This window comes from Streptomyces sp. NPDC051109 (genome assembly GCF_044455885.1).
Lineage (GTDB): Bacteria > Actinomycetota > Actinomycetes > Streptomycetales > Streptomycetaceae > Streptomyces.
In genome coordinates this window covers 84,673-104,328 of sequence record NZ_JBITFF010000016.1, presented here as the reverse complement: position 1 = coordinate 104,328, position 19,656 = coordinate 84,673, and the positions used below count along the sequence as shown (strand labels likewise).

Sequence of the window (19,656 nt, the reverse complement as noted above, 5' to 3'; positions counted from 1 at the left end):
ACCCCCCACGAGGGTCCCGGCCCGGCCATCCGCCCGATCGTCCGATCAGAGCAGCCCGTCCCACATCTGCTCCAGCAGCACCGACCACCAGCTCTCCGGCGACGCCAGCGCCGCACTGTCGAGCCCCGCCAGATTCGTCTGGAAATCGACGGTCCAGCGCCCCGCCTGCTCCGGCGTCAGGTGCTGCCGCAGCCGCCACATGTGACCCAGCATCGCCAGCGACCGCGCGAACTGCGGCAGGCTCGAATTCACGAACTGCGGCGGCACCGGCGCACCGCCCGGACCGGCCTCCACCGGGACCGCCACTATGTGCGCCGTCCCGTACTGCACGCACAGCGCCTTGCCGAAGTCGCTGCCCACCACCAGGTACGAGCCCGCGTCCGACGCCGGCTGCACCTGCCGCTGCGCGGCCAGCTCCGCCAGCGTCGGCACCGGCTGGCCCGGCACCGCCTGCGCCCAGAAGAACGGCCCGAAGTCCGTCGGCAGACCCGCCCACACCAGGGTCTGCGCCACGATCTCCGGCACACCCTGGCGCGACACCGCACGCTGATCGAAGCGGAACACCCCCTGCGGGCCGAACGCCCCGGCCAGCTCAGCGCCGATGGCATCCAGCGGAATCGCCGGCTGCAGCGGCACCTGCTGGACCGGAACCCGTACCGGCGCGGGGCGCGCCGGACCGTCCGCCACCTGGTGCAGCTCACCCTGATGGGTCAGCAGATGACGCATGCCCTGCTGACGGCCCGCATGGTCCTTGCCGTACGGGGCCACGCTCGTGATCCGCACCTGCGGCCAGGTCTCCCGGATCATCCGCGCGCAGTAACCGCCCGGCAGCTCACAGGACTCCAGCTCGGTGTGCAGCTCCAGCACCTGCTGCGGCGGCACGTTCATCGCGCGCAGCTCGTACAGGATCTGCCACTCGGGGTGCGGGGTGCCGGGTGCGGAACGCCGGATGAGCTGCTGCTCGGAGCCGTCGGGCGCGCGGTAGCGCAGTACGGCCTGGTAGCCCGGGCCGACGGTGGGCGCACCGGTGGGCGCCGGAGGCTGCGCCGCCGCGGGGCCGGGACCGGCCTGCGGCTGCCCGGGCGGACCGGGGGGCGCGGGCGGCTGACCCGTGACGGCCGGACCGGCCAGCATCGTCGCGGCATGGTCGAGCCCTCCCCCGGGCACACCGGGAGCCCCGGGCGGACCGGGCGGACCGGGCGGACCGGGGGGCTGGGGTACGCCGGGACCCGCGAGCATCGTGGCGGCGTGATGGGCAGACCCTCCGGGAGCCCCGGGCGGACCGGGGGGCGCCGGCGGCTGACCCGCACCCGGAGCACCGGGCGGACCCGGAGGCGCCGGCGGCTGACCCGTCACGGCCGGACCCGCCAACATCGTCGCGGCATGATCCAACCCACGCCCCAGCGAACCCGGAGCCCCCGGCGGACCAGGAGGCGCCGGCGGCTGACCCGCACCCGGAGCACCGGGCGGACCCGGAGGCGCCGGCGGCTGACCCGCACCCGGAGCACCGGGCGGACCCGGAGGCGCCGGCGGCTGACCCGTCACGGCCGGACCGGCCAGCATCGTCGCGGCATGGTCGAGCCCGCCCCCCGGCGCACCGGGCGCACCGGGCGCACCGGGAGGCGTCGCCGGAGCGGCACCCGGCCGGGAGACCTGGGCCTTGCTCGTCGGCGCATCGGCGATCGACCCGGAATCCGAGCCGCCGCCCGCATCCGCCCCGAGGTCCAGCGCGGGGGCGATCGCCGTCTTCGGGAGCCGGCTGCCCCCGGGGATCAGCGCGGTCTTGGCCTCCGAGGCAGCACCGGGCGGCGGCGCCACGTCGTCCAGGTCCGAGCCCGACAGCGGCGGTGCGAACACCGTCGCGGGCAGCGGTACGGACACGTCGTCCGCGCCGGGGTTCACATCGGTCCCGGCCCACGGCGTGGCCCCGGAGGGCACCCCGTCGTTCGCGGACGGCTCGTACGGCACCTCGCGGCGCAGCGGAACCGCCTCCACCGCAACGGGAGCAGGAGCAGGAGACGGGGCGGCAGGCTCCGGAGCAGGCGCGGGCTCGGCCGCGGCCGCGGCGGGAGCCGGCGTCGGCGTCGGCACGGGCGCCGGCGCAATCCCCGCCCGGTCCGCCGCCTCCTGGAGCCACTCCGGCGGGCTCAGCATGAACGAGGTCTGCTCCGAGTCGATCCGCGGCGTCGGCACCGAGGCCTCCGCCACCGGCGCGGCCGCAGCCCCGTACTCCTCCTCGTACCGGCGGATCACCTCACCCACCGGCAGCCCGGGCCACAGCGTCACTTCGCCGCTGTCCCGCGCGATGACCAGCCGCTGCCGACCGCCGCCGGACACCGGACCCGCCGCGCGGTCCTCCGCCCACACCACGAACCCGAGTCCGAACTCCCGTACGCGCACCTCCCGGTGCTGGTACGCGGGGACGTCCCCGTTGATCCACTCCTCGGCGCGCTCCTGCGCCTGCGCAAACGTCACCATCGCGCCGTCACCCCTCCACCGGTGCCGCACCGGACACGGGAACCGAGCGTGCGAATCCGCCGTCCACCATCAGACCGGCCACCGTTTCCAACTCCGGCGGATTGCCCGCCAACCGCTCCAGAAAGGCATCGAAATCGGCACCGCACGGCAGCAACAGACGCTCCACGCGCTCCTGCACCGACCAGCCGTCCTGGTCGCGGGCGTCGTCGTACGGAGAGAACCAGACCGAGCCGATCGCCTCGCCCTTCACCTTCACCGCGAGCAGACCGCCCTGCACGAAGGCCACACACAGGTAGTCCTTCGTCAGGTGGTCCCGCAGACACTTGTTGACGTACACGAGGTCGTTGACCGCCGCCTCCTCACGCACCGTGAAGAAGGGCTGGTCCACCAGCAGACCGAGATCCACGTCGAGCCCGGCGCCCACCGGCGCACAGCCTCCCGCCGCCTTCAGGAACGCGCGGTACGCCTCCGGCAGCCGGTAGCCGAGGTCCTCCTCGACACCCTGCACCGCCTCCTCGGAGACCGACACCACCGTCTTCGGCAGCCCCAAGTGCACCGGGCGCAGCTCCTGCAACGGCCGTGTCCCGCGCTTGCCGTGGTCGACCGGCGCCGTCGCCAGCCCCGCGTGATGCCGCAGCAGCGCCTTCACCTCGACCGGGACCAGCTCCATCCGCCGCGTCCCGGCCACGTGGTGCCAGGTCCAGCCGTGCGGAGTCGCCACCGGTCCGACGGTGTCCCACAGCGCGTGGCCGGCCGCGTGCATCGCCGCGTTCGCGGAGACGCAGTCCGTCAGCCTCAACTCGTCCACGCCGAAGCCCTCCGGCGGCTCGGCGATCTCCACCGCCGCGCGCGCGTACGGGGAGAAGTCGGGATGTCCGTCCGCGTCCATCCGTACCCCGTGGGGATGCCGAGCGGCCCGGACCGGGTCCGGGAAATGCACGACCTGCCCGGAGTACGCGGCGTTGGGTGGCGCGGCCTGCTGCCCGAGCCGACCTGTCGTCATGGCGGTAGCCCCCTGCTGGATCTGGCTGGTTCACCACAGCCTATGTGGTCGGGCAAGGGCGGCACCCGCCCGCGACCCCCGCACCCGCACGACGGCCAGGAACATCCGAATTGATACGAATATTCGACCCCGCTTCCACACGACAGGGGACATTTGACAGGCTGTCCCCTCAGCACGGGGGCGTGCGCGACAGCGGCCACCACCGCCGCCACGGGAGGGAAGACGCGACCATGCAGAACACGGCGACACGCACGGACACGGCCGACGGCGCCTCGGGACGGGGCGACCAGGGCGACCCGGCAGCCGGCCCGCCGACCGGGGGGACGCCCGCGGCCGGAGACCCCCGCCTGCGCTGGAGCAGCACCGACGGCCGACCCGCCGCACCCGTCCTGCGCTTCCGCCGCGACGGCATCCTCCCCACCATCGCCGCCGCCCTCTCCGTACGCGGCGAAACCCTCACCGGCACCGCGGGCAAGGCCGACCAGGCGCCCGCCCTGCACCCCCTCGTCCAGGACTTCCTCGACACCCTCACCAGCGGCCAGCGCGAACGGTTCACCGGCCGCTGCCCCGAGGCGATACTGCTCTCCCGCCACCTCACCGCCGTCGAGGGCGCGCGCAGCAGGCGCGCCTCCCGCAAACCGCTCACCGCGAGCGAAGCCCGCCGCTCCCTGAAGCACTCCAAGATCACCGCCCGCCGCATCCGCGAGGACGGCGACCCGCTCCACGGCAGCTACGCACCACCCTGCCGCTCCTGCGAAGCCCTCCTCGCCCACTTCGGCGTCCGCGCCGTCGACCTCACCCCCGCGTCAGAGAAGGCCTGACTCCCGCCACCATGACCACCTCCTCCGCCTCCTACGACCGCTCCTCGGCCACCCGCTTCCCGGGCCCCGTGGACACCGCCCTGCGCACCGCCGGCTGGGAGCCCGGCCGCTGGGACATCAAGCAGGCCGAGTTCTGGGCCGACGCCCTGCGCGACCACACCACCCCGGCCGGCCACCGCCACACCGTCTTCCCGGCCGCCGTCGAAGCCTGGGCGGAATTCGGCGGGCTCACCGTCACCGCGCCCGGACCCGGCCGCCAGACCGCACCCGTCCCGGTCCGCCTGGACCCGCTGACCGGCCTCCACCTGGCCCGCACCTTCGCCGACCTCGGCCGCGCCCTCTCCACCCAGCTCTGCCCGCTCGGCACGGACTCCGACGGCGGCTCGCACCTGGCCATCGACCGCGAGGGCCGCGTCTACGGCATCGACCACACCGGCGACTGGTACCTGGGCGCGGACGTGGACGAAGCCCTCACCCTCCTCCTCACAGGCCTCCAGCCCACCCGCCTCACCACGACCCCATAGGCCGAGGCCGGACCGAGGCCGAGGCCGGACGGGGCCGGGGGCCGGACCGGAGCCGGGCGGACCGGGGCCCGATCAGGGCCCGATCGCGCCCGGGGCCGGGGGTCGAAGCGGGGCCGGACCGCGGCCGGAGGCCGGGGGTCGAGCGGGGCCGGACCGCGGCAGGGGGCCGGGGGCCGGAGCCGAACCGGCGCTGGGAGGCCGGAGCCGAACCGAGGCCGGGGCCGGACCGGGGCCCGATCAGGGCCACGATCGCGCCCGGGGCCGGACGGGACCGGGGGCGAAGCGGGGCCGGACCGAGGCCGGGGGCCGGGCACCGGACCAGGGTCGGGGGCCGAGGCGCGGCCGGCATCGCGGCCTGGCCGCACCCCGCCCCGACCCCGGCCCCACCGGGCCGTTCAGACGCCCTACCCCCCGCGCGGAGCGCCCGGCAGGACCGCCGAGACCTTGAAGCCGCCCTCGTCCGTCGGACCGGACACGAAAACGCCGCCCAGCCCGAGCACCCGCTCCCGCATGCCGACCAGCCCGTTCCCACCGCTCGGCAGGCCGGGCTGCACCCCGTCCGCCCCGCACGGCCCGTTCTCGACCTGCATGGCCACCTCACCCTCCCGGTGGGCCAGCCGCACCACCACCCGCGCACCCGGCGCATGCTTGTGGCAGTTCGTCAGCGCCTCCTGCACCACCCGGTACGCCGTCTGCTCCACCTCCGCCGGATACCCCGCCCCCGCACCCCGGACATCCAGCTCCACGACCATCCCGGCCGCCCGCGACTGCCCGACCAGCGCCTCCAGCTCACCCAGCGAAGGCCCGGGCCCGTCCTCGAAACTGCCCACCAGGGCAGCCACCGGCACCCGCGCAGCCGCGGAAGGGACCCGCTTGGGCGACTCCGCCGCCCGCAGCACCCCCAACATCTCCCGCAGCTCCGTCAACGCCTGCCGCCCCATGTCCCCCACGAGCGCGGCGTTCTTCGCCGCCCGCTCCGGGTCCTTGGCCGCCACCGCCTCCAGCGCCGCCGCGTGCACCACCATCAGCGAAACCCGGTGCGCCACGACGTCGTGCATCTCCCGCGCGATCCGCGTCCGCTCCTCCGTACGGGCCCACTCGGCCCGCTCCTCCGCCCGGTCCGCGAGCAGCGACAGCTCGCGCTCCAGCGAATCCGCCCGCTCCTGCAGGCTCTCCATCAACCGCCGCCGCGCCCCTATGTACAGACCGAGCAGCACCGGCGGCACGGTCAGCGCCACCGCCACGAACACCGACAGCACGATGACGAGCGACTGCGAGGCCCCCTGGTCCCCACTGGTCCGCACGTACATCACCACGAGGGTCGCCAGCAGCGACATCGAGGTCAGCGTCGCGGTGATCCGCCGGGGCACCTCGCAGGCGGCGAGCGTGTACAGCCCGACCACCCCGAGCAGGAACCCCATCGCGGCCGGCGACACGGCGATCCCGACCAGCACCACGGCGATCGGCCAGCGCCGCCGCAGGACGAGCGTGGACCCCACGAGCAGCCCGAACAGCACCCCGACCGGCACCGGAAGCCCGGCCTCGTGCGCGAAGGGCACCCCTTCGACGGCGCACTCGACGGCCGACACGGCCGCCAGTCCCACATCGAGCACGGCCCCCCGCCGCCGCTCCCACCACCACGGCCCGTCGCGCCCGGCCCCGCCCCGCTCTTCCCCCGTACTGGTCATGCCGTCCAGCGTACGCAGCGCCCCCAGCACACACGCGAACGGAATTCCGGCGATCCCGGGGTAATCGCACGTACGGATGATTCGTCCGCTGAGCGGGACCTGAATCTCACATTCCGGACGACATTGGCGACATGACCGAAATTCGACGTCGCCCCGGCGACGGCACGGGCGGCCTCCGCACCGGAGCCGCGACCTTCGAAGCCCTCCGCGAGCAAGCGGTGGCCCTGCGCCGCGAGGGCCTCAGCCGCCGCCAGATCCGCGACCGCCTGCACGTCCACAACAACGACATCCTGAACCGCCTCCTGGACGGCGAGCCCGCCCCCGAATGGACCAAGCGCCCGAACGCGAAGGACGGCCTGCGCGCCAGAGCCCGCGAACTCCGCCTCCAGGGCATGACCTACGACCAGATCCAGGTCGAGCTGGGCTGCTCGAAGAGCTCGATCTCCCTCTGGGTCCGCGACCTCCCCAAACCGGCGGCACAGCGCACCCCCGCGGAACAGGCTCGACTCGCCTCACGCAAACGATGGGACCACGAGAACAACGTCCGGAACGAACAGCGAGCCCGGGTCAAACAGTCGTCGCGAACCGAAATCGGACAGCTCACCGACAGAGAGCTCTTCCTCGCCGGAGTCGCCCTGTACTGGGCGGAAGGCGCGAAGGACAAGTCGTACGACCGTCGCGAGAAGGTTCACTTCGTCAACAGCGACCCGGGCGTCATCCAGGTGTTCCTCGCCTGGCTGGACCTCATCGGCGTCCCCAGGGAGCGAATTCGCTACCGCGTGATGATCCACGAATCCGCCGACGTCGGGGCGGCCGAGGAGTACTGGATCGCCGCGGTCGGGGGAGACAGGGGCCAGTTCGCCAAGGCCACCCTCAAGAAGCACAACCCGAAGACCACCCGACGGAACACCGGTGAGAACTACCGGGGCTGCCTGGTCCTTTACGTCAGCCAAAGCGCCGACATCTACCGTCGCGTCGAGGGCGCCTGGTGCGGCATAGTAGATGCCGTCGACTTGATCAGGCAGACACATATGTCCGATTAGGCCGAATGGTCCCCTGTGGTGTAATTGGCAGCACTGAGGCTTTTGGTGCCTTATGTCCGGGTTCGAGTCCTGGCGGGGGAGCTCATGTACGCGCGGGTCCTGACCTCTCGGTCGGGACCCGGCTTCGTTTCCGGGGTGCGGCCCCCCGGTATCCTTCACGGGTCCACCACCCGAAGCCGAAGGGCATCCCCGTGAGCGCCAACCGCCCGGCAGCCGTCGTCGTACTCGCAGCGGGTGAAGGCACCCGCATGAAGTCGGCCACTCCCAAGGTTCTGCACGAGATCTGCGGGCGCTCGCTCGTGGGCCACGTCGTCGCCGCCTCGCGCGAGCTGGACCCCGAACACCTCGTGGTCGTCGTCGGCCACGCCCGCGAGCAGGTCACCGCGCACCTCGCCGGGATCGACGCCGGCGTCCGCACCGCCGTCCAGTACGAGCAGAACGGCACCGGTCACGCCGTCCGCATGGCCCTCGAAGAGCTCGGCGGACAGCAGAACGGCACCGTGGTCGTCGTCTGCGGCGACACCCCCCTGCTGACCGGCGAGACCCTCAAGCAGCTCGCGCGGACGCACGAGGCCGACGGCAACGCCGTCACCGTGCTCACCGCCGAGGTGCCGGACTCCACCGGCTACGGCCGCATCATCCGCGGCGCGGACGGCGCCGTCACCGCCATCGTCGAGCACAAGGACGCCACCGACTCCCAGCGTGCGATCCGGGAGATCAACTCCGGGGTCTTCGCCTTCGACGGCGCGCTCCTCTCGGACGCGCTCGGCAAGGTGCGCACCGACAACAGCCAGGGCGAGGAGTACCTCACCGACGTGCTCGGCATCCTGCGCGAGGCCGGTCACCGCGTCGGTGCGGCCGTCGGCGGCGACCACCGCCAGATCCTGGGGATCAACAACCGCGTCCAGCTCGCCGAGGCCCGCGCGCTGCTCAACGCCCGCCTGCTGGAGCAGGCGATGCTCGCGGGCGTGACGGTCGTCGACCCGGCGAGCACGTTCGTGGACGTGACGGTGACCTTCGGGCAGGACGCCCTGATCCACCCGGGTACGCAGCTGCTCGGCGCGACGCACGTCGCCGAGGGTGCCGAGGTCGGTCCGAACTCGCGGCTCAAGGACACGCAGGTGGGCCCGGGGGCGCGCGTGGACAACACGGTCGCGGACACGGCGGTCATCGGCGAGTCGGCGTCCGTCGGCCCGTACGCGTACCTGCGTCCCGGCACGAACCTGGGCCTGAAGGCGAAGGCCGGCACGTACGTGGAGATGAAGAACGCGACGATCGGCGAGGGCACGAAGGTGCCGCACCTGTCGTACGTGGGCGACGCGACGATCGGCGAGTACACGAACATCGGCGCGGCGAGCGTGTTCGTGAACTACGACGGTGAGCACAAGCACCACACCACCGTCGGCTCACACTGCAAGACGGGTTCGGACAACATGTTTGTGGCGCCCGTCACGATCGGGGACGGCGCCTACACGGCGGCCGGTTCGGTGATCACGAAGGATGTGCCGCCGGGTGCGCTGGCCGTGGCCCGCGGCCAGCAGCGCAATATCGAGGGCTGGGTGGCTCGCAAGCGTCCGGGAAGCGCCGCGGCGACGGCGGCACAGTCGGCGGTCCCGGAGGATTCCGACCCCCGCTGAGGCCTCGTTGAGGTGAACTGACCGGAAACAGGTAGGCCCGGCAGGGCGTACCGTGATAGGTGCACGCAATTCGGCTGGCTCACCGTGTGCGGGACGGACGCACACGGGGGCGAGCAGCTTTCAACACGTCTGAGGAGACTGTGCTGTGACCGGGATCAAGACGACCGGCGAGAAGAAGCTGATGCTCTTCTCCGGCCGCGCCCACCCCGAGCTGGCCGAGGAGGTTGCGCATCAGCTGGGCGTTGCCCTCGTGCCGACCAAGGCTTTCGACTTCGCGAACGGTGAGATCTACGTCCGCTTCCAGGAGTCGGCTCGTGGCGCGGACTGCTTCCTGATCCAGAGCCACACGGCTCCGATCAACAAGTGGATCATGGAGCAGCTGATCATGATCGACGCGCTGAAGCGCGCGTCGGCTCGCTCCATCACCGTGATCATCCCTTCCTACGGGTACGCCCGCCAGGACAAGAAGCACAAGGGCCGCGAGCCGATCTCGGCGCGTCTGGTCGCCGATCTGCTGAAGACGGCGGGTGCGGACCGCATCCTGACGGTCGACCTGCACACGGACCAGATCCAGGGCTTCTTCGACGGCCCGGTGGACCACCTGTCGGCGCTGCCGGTCCTCGCGGACTACGTGGGCGCGAAGGTGGACCGCACGAAGCTGACGATCGTCTCCCCGGACGCCGGCCGCGTGCGCGTCGCCGACCGCTGGTGCGACCGTCTGGACGCGCCGCTGGCGATCGTGCACAAGCGCCGTGACAAGGACGTCGCCAACCAGGTGACGGTCCACGAGGTCGTCGGCGAGGTCCGCGGCCGCGTCTGCGTCCTGGTCGACGACATGATCGACACGGGTGGCACGATCTGTGCCGCTGCCGATGCGCTGTTCGCGCACGGCGCGGAGGACGTCATCGTGACGGCCACGCACGGCATCCTGTCGGGGCCGGCGGCGGACCGCCTGAAGAACTCGAAGGTCAGCGAGTTCATCTTCACGAACACCCTGCCGGACCCGTCCGACCTGGAGCTCGACAAGATCACGGTCCTGTCGATCGCCCCGATGGTCGCGCGCGCGGTGCGCGAGGTCTTCGAGGACGGCTCGGTCACCAGCCTGTTCGAAGAGCAGCAGTAACCGGTCAGTACAGAGATCCTTTTGGGTGCGGCCTCCGCGCCGGGTAGACTCCACGAGTTGCTCGGCGAGGGAGGCCGCACCTTTTCGGTGTCGGCGCTCCGTTATCGACGCGCTCTTCGTAGCAGGCCGTTCAGGCCGGGTGACCGTTGTCCATTTCCGTCACCCCACGAGGAGTGAGCATGTCCGAGGTCAAGCTTTCCGCCCAGCTCCGCAACACCTTCGGCAAGGGCTCTGCCCGCCAGGCCCGTCGCGACGCCATGGTTCCCGGTGTCATCTACGGCCACGGCAACGACCCGAAGCACGTCAACGTCGAGGGCCACGGCCTGGCGCTGGCGCTGCGCACCCCGAACGTCCTGATCTCCCTGGACATCGAGGGCGACGGCACCGAGCTGGTCATCCCGAAGGCCGTGCAGAAGCACCCGCTGAAGCGTTCGCTGTCCCACGTCGACTTCCTGATCGTCAAGAAGGGCGAGAAGGTCACCGTCGAGGTCGCCGTCGTCACCGAGGGCGAGCTGGCCGCCGGCAACAACATGCTGGAGACCCTCCTCACCACCATCACGGTCGAGGCCGAGGCCACCCACATCCCGACCGAGGTCACCGTCTCCATCGCGGGCCTCGAGGCCGGTGCCTCCATCCACGCCAAGGACCTGGTCCTGCCGGCCGGCACCACGCTGGCCGTCGACGGCGAGACCGCCGTCCTGCAGGTCGTCGCCCCGCAGGCCGAGGAGCCGGCCGCCGAGGCCGCCGAGGGCGAAGAGGCCTGAGCCTCGCCCTTCCCCCTCAGCACTTGCTGATCGACCGCCGTCCGGCTCCACTGGGAGCGGGACGGCGGTCGTCCTCGTTAAGGAGCATGGATGTCGGACGACACGGCGCCGTGGCTGATCGTCGGCCTCGGTAATCCCGGGGCCGAGTATGCGGGCAACCGCCACAACATCGGGTTCATGGTGGTGGACCTGCTGGCCGAGCGGATGCGCGGGAAGTTCAAGGCGCACAAGGCGCGGGCGCAGGTGGTCGAGGGGCGTTTGGGCCCGCCGGGACCGGCGAACCGCCGGGTGGTGCTGGCGAAGCCCATGTCGTTCATGAACCTGTCGGGCGGGCCGGTGACGGCGCTGCGCGACTTCTACAAGGTGCCGGTGGAGCGGATCGTGGCGGTCCACGACGAGCTGGACATCGACTATCCGACGCTGCGGCTGAAGCTGGGCGGCGGGGACAACGGGCACAACGGTCTGAAGTCGATGACGAAGTCGATGGGCCCGGAGTACCACCGGGTGCGCTGCGGCATCGGGCGCCCGCCGGGCCGCATGCAGGTCGCGGACTTCGTCCTGAAGGACTTTTCGTCCACGGAGCGCAAGGAGCTGGACTGGTTCGTGGACCGGGCCGCCGACTCCGTGGAATGCCTGATCGCGGAGGGCTTGGAGCGCGCCCAGTCCGCCTACAACTCGTAGGCCCGCATGCCCGGGCCTGTGCGGCCCGGTATCCGCGTCCGTCGTCACGAAGGGCGACGGACGCGGACACCGGGGCGCGGCGTCAGCCGGTGTTGCGCAGGCCCGCCGCCACGCCGTTGACCGTGAGGAGGAGGGCCCGGGCCAGGAGGGGGTCGGGGTCTTCGCCGCGGGCGGCCGCTGCGCGCTGGCGGGCCAGCAGGGATACCTGGAGGTAGGAGATCGGGTCCAGGTAGGCGTCGCGGACGGCGAAGGTCTGCTGGAGGACCGGGTTGGAGTCCAGGAGCTTCTGGCCGCCGGTGATGCGCAGGACCTCGCGGACGGTGAGCTCGTGTTCGGCCTCGATGCAGGCGAAGACGTGCTTGAGGTCGTCCGGGACGAGGGTGTCGACGTAGTGGCGGGCGATCCGCAGGTCGGTCTTGGCCAGCGTCATCTCGACGTTGGACAGGAAGTTGCGGAAGAAGTGCCAGCGTGCGCCCATCTCGGCGAGGGCGGATTCGCCGCCGGCCTCGCGCAGGGCCTTGAGGCCCGAGCCGACCCCGTACCAGCCGGGGACGATCTGGCGGGACTGGGTCCAGCCGAAGACCCACGGGATGGCGCGCAGTCCGTCCAGGCCCGCGCCGGAGTCGGGGCGGCGGGAGGGGCGGGAGCCCAGGTGGAGGTCGGCGAGCTGGTCGACGGGGGTGGCGGCGAAGAAGTACGCCGGCAGGTCCGGGTCCTCGACGAGCGCCCGGTACGCGGTGTGCGCGGCGTCCGAGACGGTGTCCATGGCCGCGTCCCAGCGGGCGAGGTCGTCCTCGGACTGGCGGGGGGCGGTGTGCAGGGCGGAGGCCTGGAGGGTGGCCGCTACGGTCAGCTCCAGGTTCTCGCGGGCCAGTGACGGTACGAGGTACTTGTCGGAGATGACCTCGCCCTGCTCGGTGACCTTGATCTCGCCTTCGAGGGTGCCCCAGGGCTGGGCGAGGATCGCGTCGTGGGAGGGGCCGCCGCCGCGGCCGACGGTGCCGCCGCGGCCGTGGAAGAGGCGAAGGCGGACCCCGTAGCGGTGGGCGACGTCGCGCAGTCGGCGCTGGGCGCGGTGGATCTCCCACTGGCTGGTGGTGATGCCGCCGAACTTGGAGGAGTCGGAGTAGCCGAGCATGACCTCCTGGACGTCGCCGCGCAGCGAGACGAGGCGCCGGTAGGAGGGGTCGGCGAGCATGGCGTCGAGGATGACGTCGGCGGCGCGCAGCTCGTCGGTGGTCTCCAGGAGCGGGACGATGCCGATCTTGGCCCAGCCGGCGTGGAGGTCGACGAGGCCGGCCTCGCGGGCGAGGACGGCGGCGGCGAAGACGTCGTCGGCGCCCTGGCACATCGAGATGATGTACGACTCGATGACCTCGGGTCCGAACTTCTCGAAGGCGTCCTTGATGGCGGAGAAGACGCCGAGGGTCTTCTGGCCTGCGGCGTCGAGCGGGGCGGGGGTGGGCGCCAGCGGGCGGCGCGAGCGCAGCTCCTTGGCGAGGAGCTTCTGCCGGTAGTCGCGCGGCATGTCGGCGTAGCGCCAGGACTCCTCGCCGAGGCGGTCGAAGAGCTGGCCGAGGGCGTGGTGGTGGGCGTCGGCGTGTTCGCGGACGTCCATGGTGGCGAGCTGGAGGCCGAAGGCGGCCAGCGTGCGGATGGTGCGGTCCATGCGGCCGTCGGCGAACAGGGCGCCGCGGTGTTCGCGCAGGGAGGTCTGGATGAGGGTGAGGTCCGTGAGGAGCTCGGCGGTGCCGAGGTAGTCGCGGCCTTCCTCGTGGGGGGTGCCCTTGGCGAGGCGCTCGCGGGTGTTGACGAGCTTCTGCCGGATGCAGGTGGCCTTGAGGCGGTACGGCTCCTCCGCGTTGAGCCGCTTGTAGCGCGGGCTGATCTCGGGGAGGCGTTCGAGGTCGGCCTGGAGGGAGGAGAGGAGCTCCTCGGTGGCGCCGGTGTAGCGGATGGAGTTCGACAGCAGTCCGCGCAGGAAGTCGACGAGTTCGAGGGCGTCGGTGATGCCGTGCTCGTGCTGGAGGATCAGTACGTCGCGGGTGACGTCGGGGGTGACGTTGGGGTTGCCGTCGCGGTCGCCGCCGATCCAGGTGCCGAAGGTGAGCGGGCGGGTGCCCGCGGGCAGCTCGACGCCGACGCGCTGGAGTTCTGCGGCGAGGTCTTCGAGTACGTCGCCGACGGCGCCGGCGTGCAGCTCGTCGAGGTAGTAGATGGCGTTGCGGGCCTCGTCGGCGGGTTCGGGGCGTACGACGCGCAGCTCGTCGGTCTGCCATACGAGGTCGATGTTCTCGGCGAGCCGCAGGTCGTGGCGGCGGCGTTCGCCGGCGCCGGTGACGGGCTCCTCCAGGAGGGCCGCGATGCGGCGCAGCTTGTTGAGGACGCTGCGGCGGGCCGCCTCGGTGGGGTGCGCGGTGAAGACGGGGCGGACGTTGAGGTTCTTGACCGTCTCGCGCAGGTGCTCGGGGTCGGCGTCCTTGAGCATGTCGGCGGTGCGGGCGAGGAGCCCGCCCTCCGCGGCGCGGTGGGCGCGCAGCTCCTTGCCGCGGTGGACCTGCTCGGTGACGTTGGCGAGGTGGAAGTAGGTGGAGAAGGCCCGTACGAGCTTGGCGGCGGTCTCCAGGTCGGTGTCGCCGAGGAGCGCGGCGGCGGCTTCGCCGTCGGTGCGGGTCAGGGCGCGCACTCGTTCGACGAGGTCGAGGAGGTCTTGCCCTTCCTGGCGTACGAGGGTCTCGCCGAGGAGGTCGCCGAGGCGGCGGATGTCCGCCCGCAGCTCCGCGTTGGCGGCGGCGACGGCGGTGGCCGGGGCGTTGGCCGGGGTGGAGGAGGCCTGGTCAGCACTGCTCACAGGTGCGGCTCCTTGCAGTGTTCGAGCGCTACTGGGAGGTGGGCTCCGAGGTGCGCGGGGGTGTGCCCGGACTCCTTCCCCGACTGTCGCCGGGAGGGGCCCGGTGGGTGTCCCCCACCTGGTGCGCAGCTCGGCTGCCCGTACGGACCGCGCTGTCCGACGACACCAGGATAGGTGTCCGGGCCTCGTGCCTCGCCAAACGTCTCACCAGGCGGCGCGCGGGCCGCTGCAAGCGCCCTTGAGAGCGCCTCGGAACCGGCCGTGCTCCTCTTGCCCCGGGCGGCGGCTTTGCCATACTTACGTTGCCGTAGGTTACGGATCCGTAGCCCGGGTGGCGCCAGGGGCGCCTGCCGTTTCCTCACCCCCCAGGGGACCCTCATGACCACCAGTCCCGAGCTGATCAAGGACGCCTCGGCGGCCTCCGATTCCGACTCCCCCGTGCCCTCCGCGACACTCGGAGGCGAGAGCAAGCGCTCCGTCGAACAGATCGCCCTGCTGCTGTTCATCGTCGTTCCCTTCCTGGCGCTGCTGGCGACGATCCCGCTGGCCTGGGGCTGGGGGGTGAGCTGGCTGGATCTCGGCCTGATGGTGTTCATGTACTTCCTGGCCTGCCACGGGATCACCATCGGCTTCCACCGGTACTTCACGCACGGTTCCTTCAAGGCGAAACGGCCGCTGCGGATCGTGCTGGCCGTGATGGGTTCGATGGCGGTGGAGGGGCCTCTGGTGCGCTGGGTGGCGGACCACCGCAAGCACCACAAGTTCTCCGACCACGACGGCGACCCGCATTCGCCGTGGCGGTTCGGCGAGACGGTCCCGGCGCTGATGAAGGGGCTGTGGTGGGCGCACATCGGGTGGCTCTTCGACGAGGAGCAGACCAACCAGCAGAAGTACGCCCCGGACCTGGTCAAGGACCCGGCGATCCGGCGCATCTCGCGTGACTTCATCCTGTGGACGGTCGTGTCGCTGGCGATCCCGCCGCTGGTCGGCGGTCTGGTGACGATGTCGTGGTGGGGGGCGTTCACGGCGTTCTTCTGGGGCTCGCTGGTTCGGGTCGCGCTGCTGCACCACGTGACGTGGTCGATCAACTCGATCTGCCACGCGGTGGGCAAGCGTCCGTTCAAGTCGCGGGACCGCTCCGGCAACGTGTGGTGGCTGGCGGTGCTCTCGTGCGGGGAGTCGTGGCACAACCTGCACCACGCGGACCCGACGTCGGCCCGGCACGGCGTGCTGCGCGGCCAGGTCGACTCCAGCGCCCGGCTGATCCGCTGGTTCGAGCTGGCGGGGTGGGCGACGGACGTGCGCTGGCCGTCCAAGGACCGCATCGACGCCCGGCGCAGGGAAAACGCGTCGAACGCGGCATGATGGGGGACGTGGCGATCGACGGCAGCAGTTCCAGCAGCGACAAGCCCCGGCGTGGCCGCCGGGTCCGGATGACGGGCGCCGAACGGCGTCAGCAACTGCTGGACATCGGCCGCACCCTGTTCGCGGAGAAGGGTTTCGAGGGCACGTCGGTGGAGGAGATCGCGGCGAAGGCCGGGGTTTCCAAGCCGGTGGTGTACGAGCACTTCGGCGGCAAGGAGGGCCTGTACGCGGTCGTCGTGGACCGGGAGATGCGCCAGCTGCTGGACGGCGTGACCGGCGCGCTGACGGCCGGGCATCCGCGCGAGCTGCTGGAGCAGGCGGCATTCGCGCTGCTCGACTACATCGAGTCTTATACGGACGGCTTCCGCATCCTGGTCCGGGACTCGCCGGTCGCCCAGTCGACGGGTACGTTCGCCTCGCTGATCAGTGACATCGCCACGCAGGTCGAGGACATCCTCGGGTTGGAGTTCAAGGCGCGCGGGTTCGATCCGAAGCTGGCGCCGCTGTACGCGCAGGCGCTGGTCGGGATGGTCGCGCTGACCGGGCAGTGGTGGCTGGACGTGCGCCGGCCGAAGAAGGCCGAGGTCGCGGCGCATCTGGTGAACTTGGCCTGGCACGGGCTGGACGGGCTGGAGTCCAAGCCGCGGCTGGTCGGCCACCGCAGGAGCTGAGCGGCGCCGAGGCGCACCGGCACGCGTTGGCGCCCCGCCACCGGATCTCCGGTGGCGGGGCGCCGTCGCGTCCACCGGGACGGGCGGAGCTCAGGCGGGGGGCTGCGGGCTGTGTTCTTCCAGGAATTCGATCCGGTTGCCCACGGGGTCCTCGGAGTAGAAGCGGCGGTGCCCCGGCAGGTCGTCGTCCCAGACGACCTGGGCGCCGCGGTCCGACAGTCTCCGCGCGTACGCCTCTATCCCCGTCACCCGCAGCCCCGGGTGCGCCTTGCGGGCGGGGCGGAAGTCCTCCTCGACGCCCAGGTGCAGCCGCACCGGCCCGGCCTCGAACCAGCAGCCGCCGCGGGCGGCGAGGACGGGCGGCTTGGGCACCTCGGTCATGCCGAGGACGTGCGTGTAGTACGCGCGCAGCCGTTCCTCCGAGCCGGGCGGCGCTGCGAGTTGGACGTGGTCGACTGCGCTCAGCACGGTCAGGTCTCCTTGCGGGCCACGGCGAAGATGCGGCGGAACGGGAAGACGGTGCCGCGCGGGCCGGGCGGGTAGGCCTCGCGCAGCAGGTCGCGGTATTCGGCGAGGAAGGCGTCCACGGCGTCCCGGTCGTCCCCGAGGGCGGTCAGGACGGGCCGCAGGGCTGTTCCCTTGACCCAGTCGAGCACCGGGTCGGGGCCGGTGAGCAGCTGGTGGTAGGTGGTGTCCCAGGTGTCGACCGTGCAGCCCAGCTCGATGAACCGGGCCAGGTACTCGGCGGGTTCGAGGAGGTGGGTGTATCGGGCGCCGTGGCCGGCCAGGCGGCCCCGCCAGCGCGGGGTGTCGCAGAGCCGGGCGAGCAGGGCGTGGCTGGGGGCGGTGAAGTTGGCGGGGATCTGGAAGGCGAAGGTGCCGCCGGGGCGCAGTCCGTGGATCCAGGCGGCGAAGGAGCCGGGGTGGCTCGGGACCCACTGGAGGGCCGCGTTGGAGACGATCAGGTCGTAGGGCTCCTCGGGCAGCCAGCTCGCGAGGTCGCCGTGGCGGAAGTCGAGGCGGCCGCCGCCCGAGGTCCTGCCCGCGTACTCGCCGGTGGCGCGACGGAGCATCTCCGGGGAGAGGTCGAAGCCGGTGATGTCGGCCTCGGGCCAGCGTTCGGCGATGAGCGCGGTGACGTTGCCGGGGCCGCAGCCGAGGTCGGCGATGCGGGCAGGGCGGCTGGGGAGCTCGGGTATCCGGTTCAGGAGGTCGAGGAACGGACGGGTTCGGTGTCCGGCGTGCCGGAGGTATTGCTGGGGGTCCCAGGTGGGCGCGGTGTGGGTGGTGGGGGCGGGGATCCTTGCCGAGGCAATATCGGAATGCATGTTCGAGCCTCCCTACTGGCGGGCGTCGGAAGCGGAAGCGGTTCCGGCACCCTCCATGCCCATCGTCGCTCAAAATATATCTCGATGTCAAGATTCACGGGATCGAGTTATCTATCCCCGAGATCCTCGATCTGAAGAGACTTCATGTCGACAGACCCCTTACACTGATCGGCATGGAGGACGAGGTCGACCGATTGGTTGCGGCATGGCGGCGGGAACGCCCTGACCTCGACGTGGAACCGCTCGAAGTGCTGAGCCGCGTCAGCAGGCTTGCCCGGCACCTCGACCGCGCCCGCAGGCTGGCCTTCTCCGAGCACGGCCTGGAACCTTGGGAGTTCGACGTCCTGACGTCGCTGCGCCGCGCCGGCGCGCCCTACCAGCTCTCGCCCGGCCAGCTGCTGACGCAGACCCTGGTCACCTCGGGCACCATGACCAACCGCATCGACCGGCTCGCCAAGAAGGGCCTCGTCGAGCGGCTGCCCGACCCCAACGACCGGCGCGGAGTGCTGGTCCGGCTCACCCCCGAGGGGCGTGACCGCGCCGACCAGGCCCTGGCCGGCCTGCTGGCCCAGGAGAGGGCGATCCTCGCTCAGCTCTCCCAGGCCCAGCGCGGTGATCTCGCGGCGCTGCTACGCCAGTTGACCGCTCCGTTCGACAACATCCCCGGCTAGGTCGGCCGGCCGCACCCCGGCCCGCCGGGCCAGTGCCACCGCCGCGAGCGTGGAGTGCACCCCGAGCTTGCCCAGCACGTTCTGCATGTGCGTACGGACGGTGTGCGGGGACAGGAACAGCCGCGCCGCCACGTCCTTGCGGCCCAGCCCCGCCACCATGCAGCGCAGCACCTCGTGCTCCCGAGGCGTCAGGGACTCGACGAGCCGCTCGCTGTCCGTACGGTGCTTGCGCGCGGCGGTCAGTTCGCGGAGCACTCCGGTGAGCAGCGCGGGCGGCAGGTGGGTCTCCTCGCGCAGGACCCCGCGGACGACGGCCAGCAGCCGCGAGAGCGAGCAGTCCTTCGCCACCCAGCCGGAAGCCCCCGCCTGGAGGGCGTGCGCGGCCCGGCGCGGATCGTCGCGCTCGGCGAGCACGACCGTGCGGACCCCGGGGTGGGACACCCGCACCCCCGCGACCAGCGCGATCCCGTCCGCGCCGGGCGGCGGACCGGAGCCCGATTCGCGCTGGGCGGGCACGGTCCCCGCGGCGGCGCCGAGATCGGCGTCGACGAGCAGGACGTCGAAGCGGCGGCCCTCGGCCACCGCCCGTTCGAGGCAGCGCAGCGCGGCGGGGCCGCTGCCGGCCGCGGACACGTCCACGTCGGGCTCGGCCGCGAGCGCGGCTGCGAGCGATTCGGCGAAGATGCGGTGATCGTCGACCACGAGAACCCGGATGCGAACCACAAAACCCCCAAGGGTCGGGGAACGGACGACTGCGGGTACGGCGCCCGGACCGGGTGATCCGCAGCTGCCGCGGCCGCCGCCGAGACATCTCTGCACTACCCCGGACCGGACGCCGTACCCGGCGTGTCTCGACCCCTGAATCAACGCCGGCCCCCACCGGTGTCACGCATCAGCGTAGAACGGGGGGCGGCTCGCGGTTGGCCGAATAGCAGAAGTTTTCCGAGCGATTTTCCGGCTTGGCAGGCGCGAACCGGGTTTGTCGTGGCCTGAATTCGACCATACGGA

At 71.9% G+C, this 19,656-nt stretch carries 17 protein-coding genes and 1 tRNA gene; 11 read left to right on the top strand and 7 right to left on the bottom strand.

Going from position 1 to position 19,656, the window contains the following annotated elements; all coding sequences use genetic code 11:
- Positions 1 to 45 precede the first annotated feature (45 nt).
- A complete protein-coding gene (locus tag ACIBAD_RS26825; protein ID WP_398908950.1) occupies positions 46 to 2,478 on the bottom strand; it encodes an SUKH-4 family immunity protein in 2,433 nt (810 codons plus the stop codon).
- Positions 2,479 to 2,485: 7 nt separating this feature from the next.
- Positions 2,486 to 3,481, bottom strand: coding sequence for an SMI1/KNR4 family protein (locus ACIBAD_RS26820; RefSeq protein ID WP_134073761.1), 996 nt, complete (start codon positions 3,479 to 3,481; stop codon positions 2,486 to 2,488).
- A gap of 230 nt (positions 3,482 to 3,711) precedes the next feature.
- Between ACIBAD_RS26820 and ACIBAD_RS26815 the strand changes: the two genes are divergently transcribed.
- The gene (locus tag ACIBAD_RS26815; RefSeq protein ID WP_398908948.1) at positions 3,712 to 4,302 is read left to right on the top strand and encodes a YwqJ-related putative deaminase; all 591 of its coding nucleotides are present in this window, start codon (positions 3,712 to 3,714) and stop codon (positions 4,300 to 4,302) included.
- A gap of 11 nt (positions 4,303 to 4,313) precedes the next feature.
- Complete coding sequence (locus ACIBAD_RS26810; RefSeq protein ID WP_134073758.1) at positions 4,314 to 4,826, top strand: SUKH-3 domain-containing protein; 513 nt, start codon at positions 4,314 to 4,316, stop codon at positions 4,824 to 4,826.
- Positions 4,827 to 5,230: 404 nt separating this feature from the next.
- On the opposite strand, the gene ACIBAD_RS26805 is transcribed toward ACIBAD_RS26810, so the two are convergent.
- Positions 5,231 to 6,514: a sensor histidine kinase gene (locus tag ACIBAD_RS26805; protein ID WP_398908946.1), complete on the bottom strand. Its 1,284-nt coding sequence runs from the start codon at positions 6,512 to 6,514 to the stop codon at positions 5,231 to 5,233.
- Positions 6,515 to 6,645: 131 nt separating this feature from the next.
- Between ACIBAD_RS26805 and ACIBAD_RS26800 the strand changes: the two genes are divergently transcribed.
- From ACIBAD_RS26800 to pth, 6 genes are all read left to right on the top strand, one after another.
- Complete coding sequence (locus ACIBAD_RS26800; protein ID WP_398908944.1) at positions 6,646 to 7,557, top strand: hypothetical protein; 912 nt, start codon at positions 6,646 to 6,648, stop codon at positions 7,555 to 7,557.
- A 9-nt stretch (positions 7,558 to 7,566) separates the two neighbouring features.
- Positions 7,567 to 7,638 (top strand) — tRNA-Gln (locus ACIBAD_RS26795).
- Positions 7,639 to 7,748: 110 nt separating this feature from the next.
- Positions 7,749 to 9,194: a bifunctional UDP-N-acetylglucosamine diphosphorylase/glucosamine-1-phosphate N-acetyltransferase GlmU gene (gene glmU, locus ACIBAD_RS26790; RefSeq protein ID WP_134073752.1), complete on the top strand. Its 1,446-nt coding sequence runs from the start codon at positions 7,749 to 7,751 to the stop codon at positions 9,192 to 9,194.
- Positions 9,195 to 9,339: 145 nt separating this feature from the next.
- Positions 9,340 to 10,317 (top strand): ribose-phosphate diphosphokinase, encoded by a 978-nt coding sequence (locus tag ACIBAD_RS26785; RefSeq protein WP_030297029.1) that lies wholly within the window; start codon positions 9,340 to 9,342, stop codon positions 10,315 to 10,317.
- A gap of 179 nt (positions 10,318 to 10,496) precedes the next feature.
- Positions 10,497 to 11,081 (top strand): 50S ribosomal protein L25/general stress protein Ctc, encoded by a 585-nt coding sequence (locus tag ACIBAD_RS26780; RefSeq protein ID WP_134073750.1) that lies wholly within the window; start codon positions 10,497 to 10,499, stop codon positions 11,079 to 11,081.
- 90 nt (positions 11,082 to 11,171) lie between these two features.
- Positions 11,172 to 11,762: an aminoacyl-tRNA hydrolase gene (pth, locus tag ACIBAD_RS26775; RefSeq protein WP_398908942.1), complete on the top strand. Its 591-nt coding sequence runs from the start codon at positions 11,172 to 11,174 to the stop codon at positions 11,760 to 11,762.
- Positions 11,763 to 11,844: 82 nt separating this feature from the next.
- On the opposite strand, the gene ppc is transcribed toward pth, so the two are convergent.
- Positions 11,845 to 14,613: a phosphoenolpyruvate carboxylase gene (gene ppc, locus ACIBAD_RS26770; protein ID WP_398908940.1), complete on the bottom strand. Its 2,769-nt coding sequence runs from the start codon at positions 14,611 to 14,613 to the stop codon at positions 11,845 to 11,847.
- A 378-nt stretch (positions 14,614 to 14,991) separates the two neighbouring features.
- On the opposite strand from ppc, the gene ACIBAD_RS26765 reads away from it, so the two are divergent.
- Together ACIBAD_RS26765 and ACIBAD_RS26760 are read left to right on the top strand one after the other, a co-directional pair.
- The gene (locus ACIBAD_RS26765) at positions 14,992 to 15,978 is read left to right on the top strand and encodes a fatty acid desaturase (RefSeq protein ID WP_134073746.1); all 987 of its coding nucleotides are present in this window, start codon (positions 14,992 to 14,994) and stop codon (positions 15,976 to 15,978) included.
- Positions 15,978 to 16,649 (top strand): TetR family transcriptional regulator, encoded by a 672-nt coding sequence (locus tag ACIBAD_RS26760; protein ID WP_398909020.1) that lies wholly within the window; start codon positions 15,978 to 15,980, stop codon positions 16,647 to 16,649. Before ACIBAD_RS26765 ends, ACIBAD_RS26760 begins: the two co-directional genes overlap by 1 nt.
- Positions 16,650 to 16,739: 90 nt before the next feature.
- Here the strand turns inward: ACIBAD_RS26760 and ACIBAD_RS26755 are convergent, their stop codons facing one another.
- Both ACIBAD_RS26755 and ACIBAD_RS26750 read right to left on the bottom strand, forming a co-directional pair.
- The gene (locus ACIBAD_RS26755) at positions 16,740 to 17,117 is read right to left on the bottom strand and encodes a VOC family protein (RefSeq protein ID WP_134073742.1); all 378 of its coding nucleotides are present in this window, start codon (positions 17,115 to 17,117) and stop codon (positions 16,740 to 16,742) included.
- Positions 17,118 to 17,119: 2 nt separating this feature from the next.
- On the bottom strand, positions 17,120 to 17,977 hold the full coding sequence (locus ACIBAD_RS26750) for a trans-aconitate 2-methyltransferase (protein ID WP_134073740.1): 858 nt from the start codon (positions 17,975 to 17,977) through the stop codon (positions 17,120 to 17,122).
- 173 nt (positions 17,978 to 18,150) lie between these two features.
- Here ACIBAD_RS26750 and ACIBAD_RS26745 point away from each other — a divergent pair, with 173 nt between their 5' ends.
- Positions 18,151 to 18,648 (top strand): MarR family winged helix-turn-helix transcriptional regulator, encoded by a 498-nt coding sequence (locus ACIBAD_RS26745; protein ID WP_030297045.1) that lies wholly within the window; start codon positions 18,151 to 18,153, stop codon positions 18,646 to 18,648.
- Here ACIBAD_RS26745 and ACIBAD_RS26740 read toward each other — a convergent pair.
- On the bottom strand, positions 18,607 to 19,371 hold the full coding sequence (locus tag ACIBAD_RS26740) for a response regulator transcription factor (protein WP_134073738.1): 765 nt from the start codon (positions 19,369 to 19,371) through the stop codon (positions 18,607 to 18,609). The genes ACIBAD_RS26745 and ACIBAD_RS26740 overlap by 42 nt on opposite strands.
- Between the last annotated feature and the right edge of the window lie 285 nt (positions 19,372 to 19,656).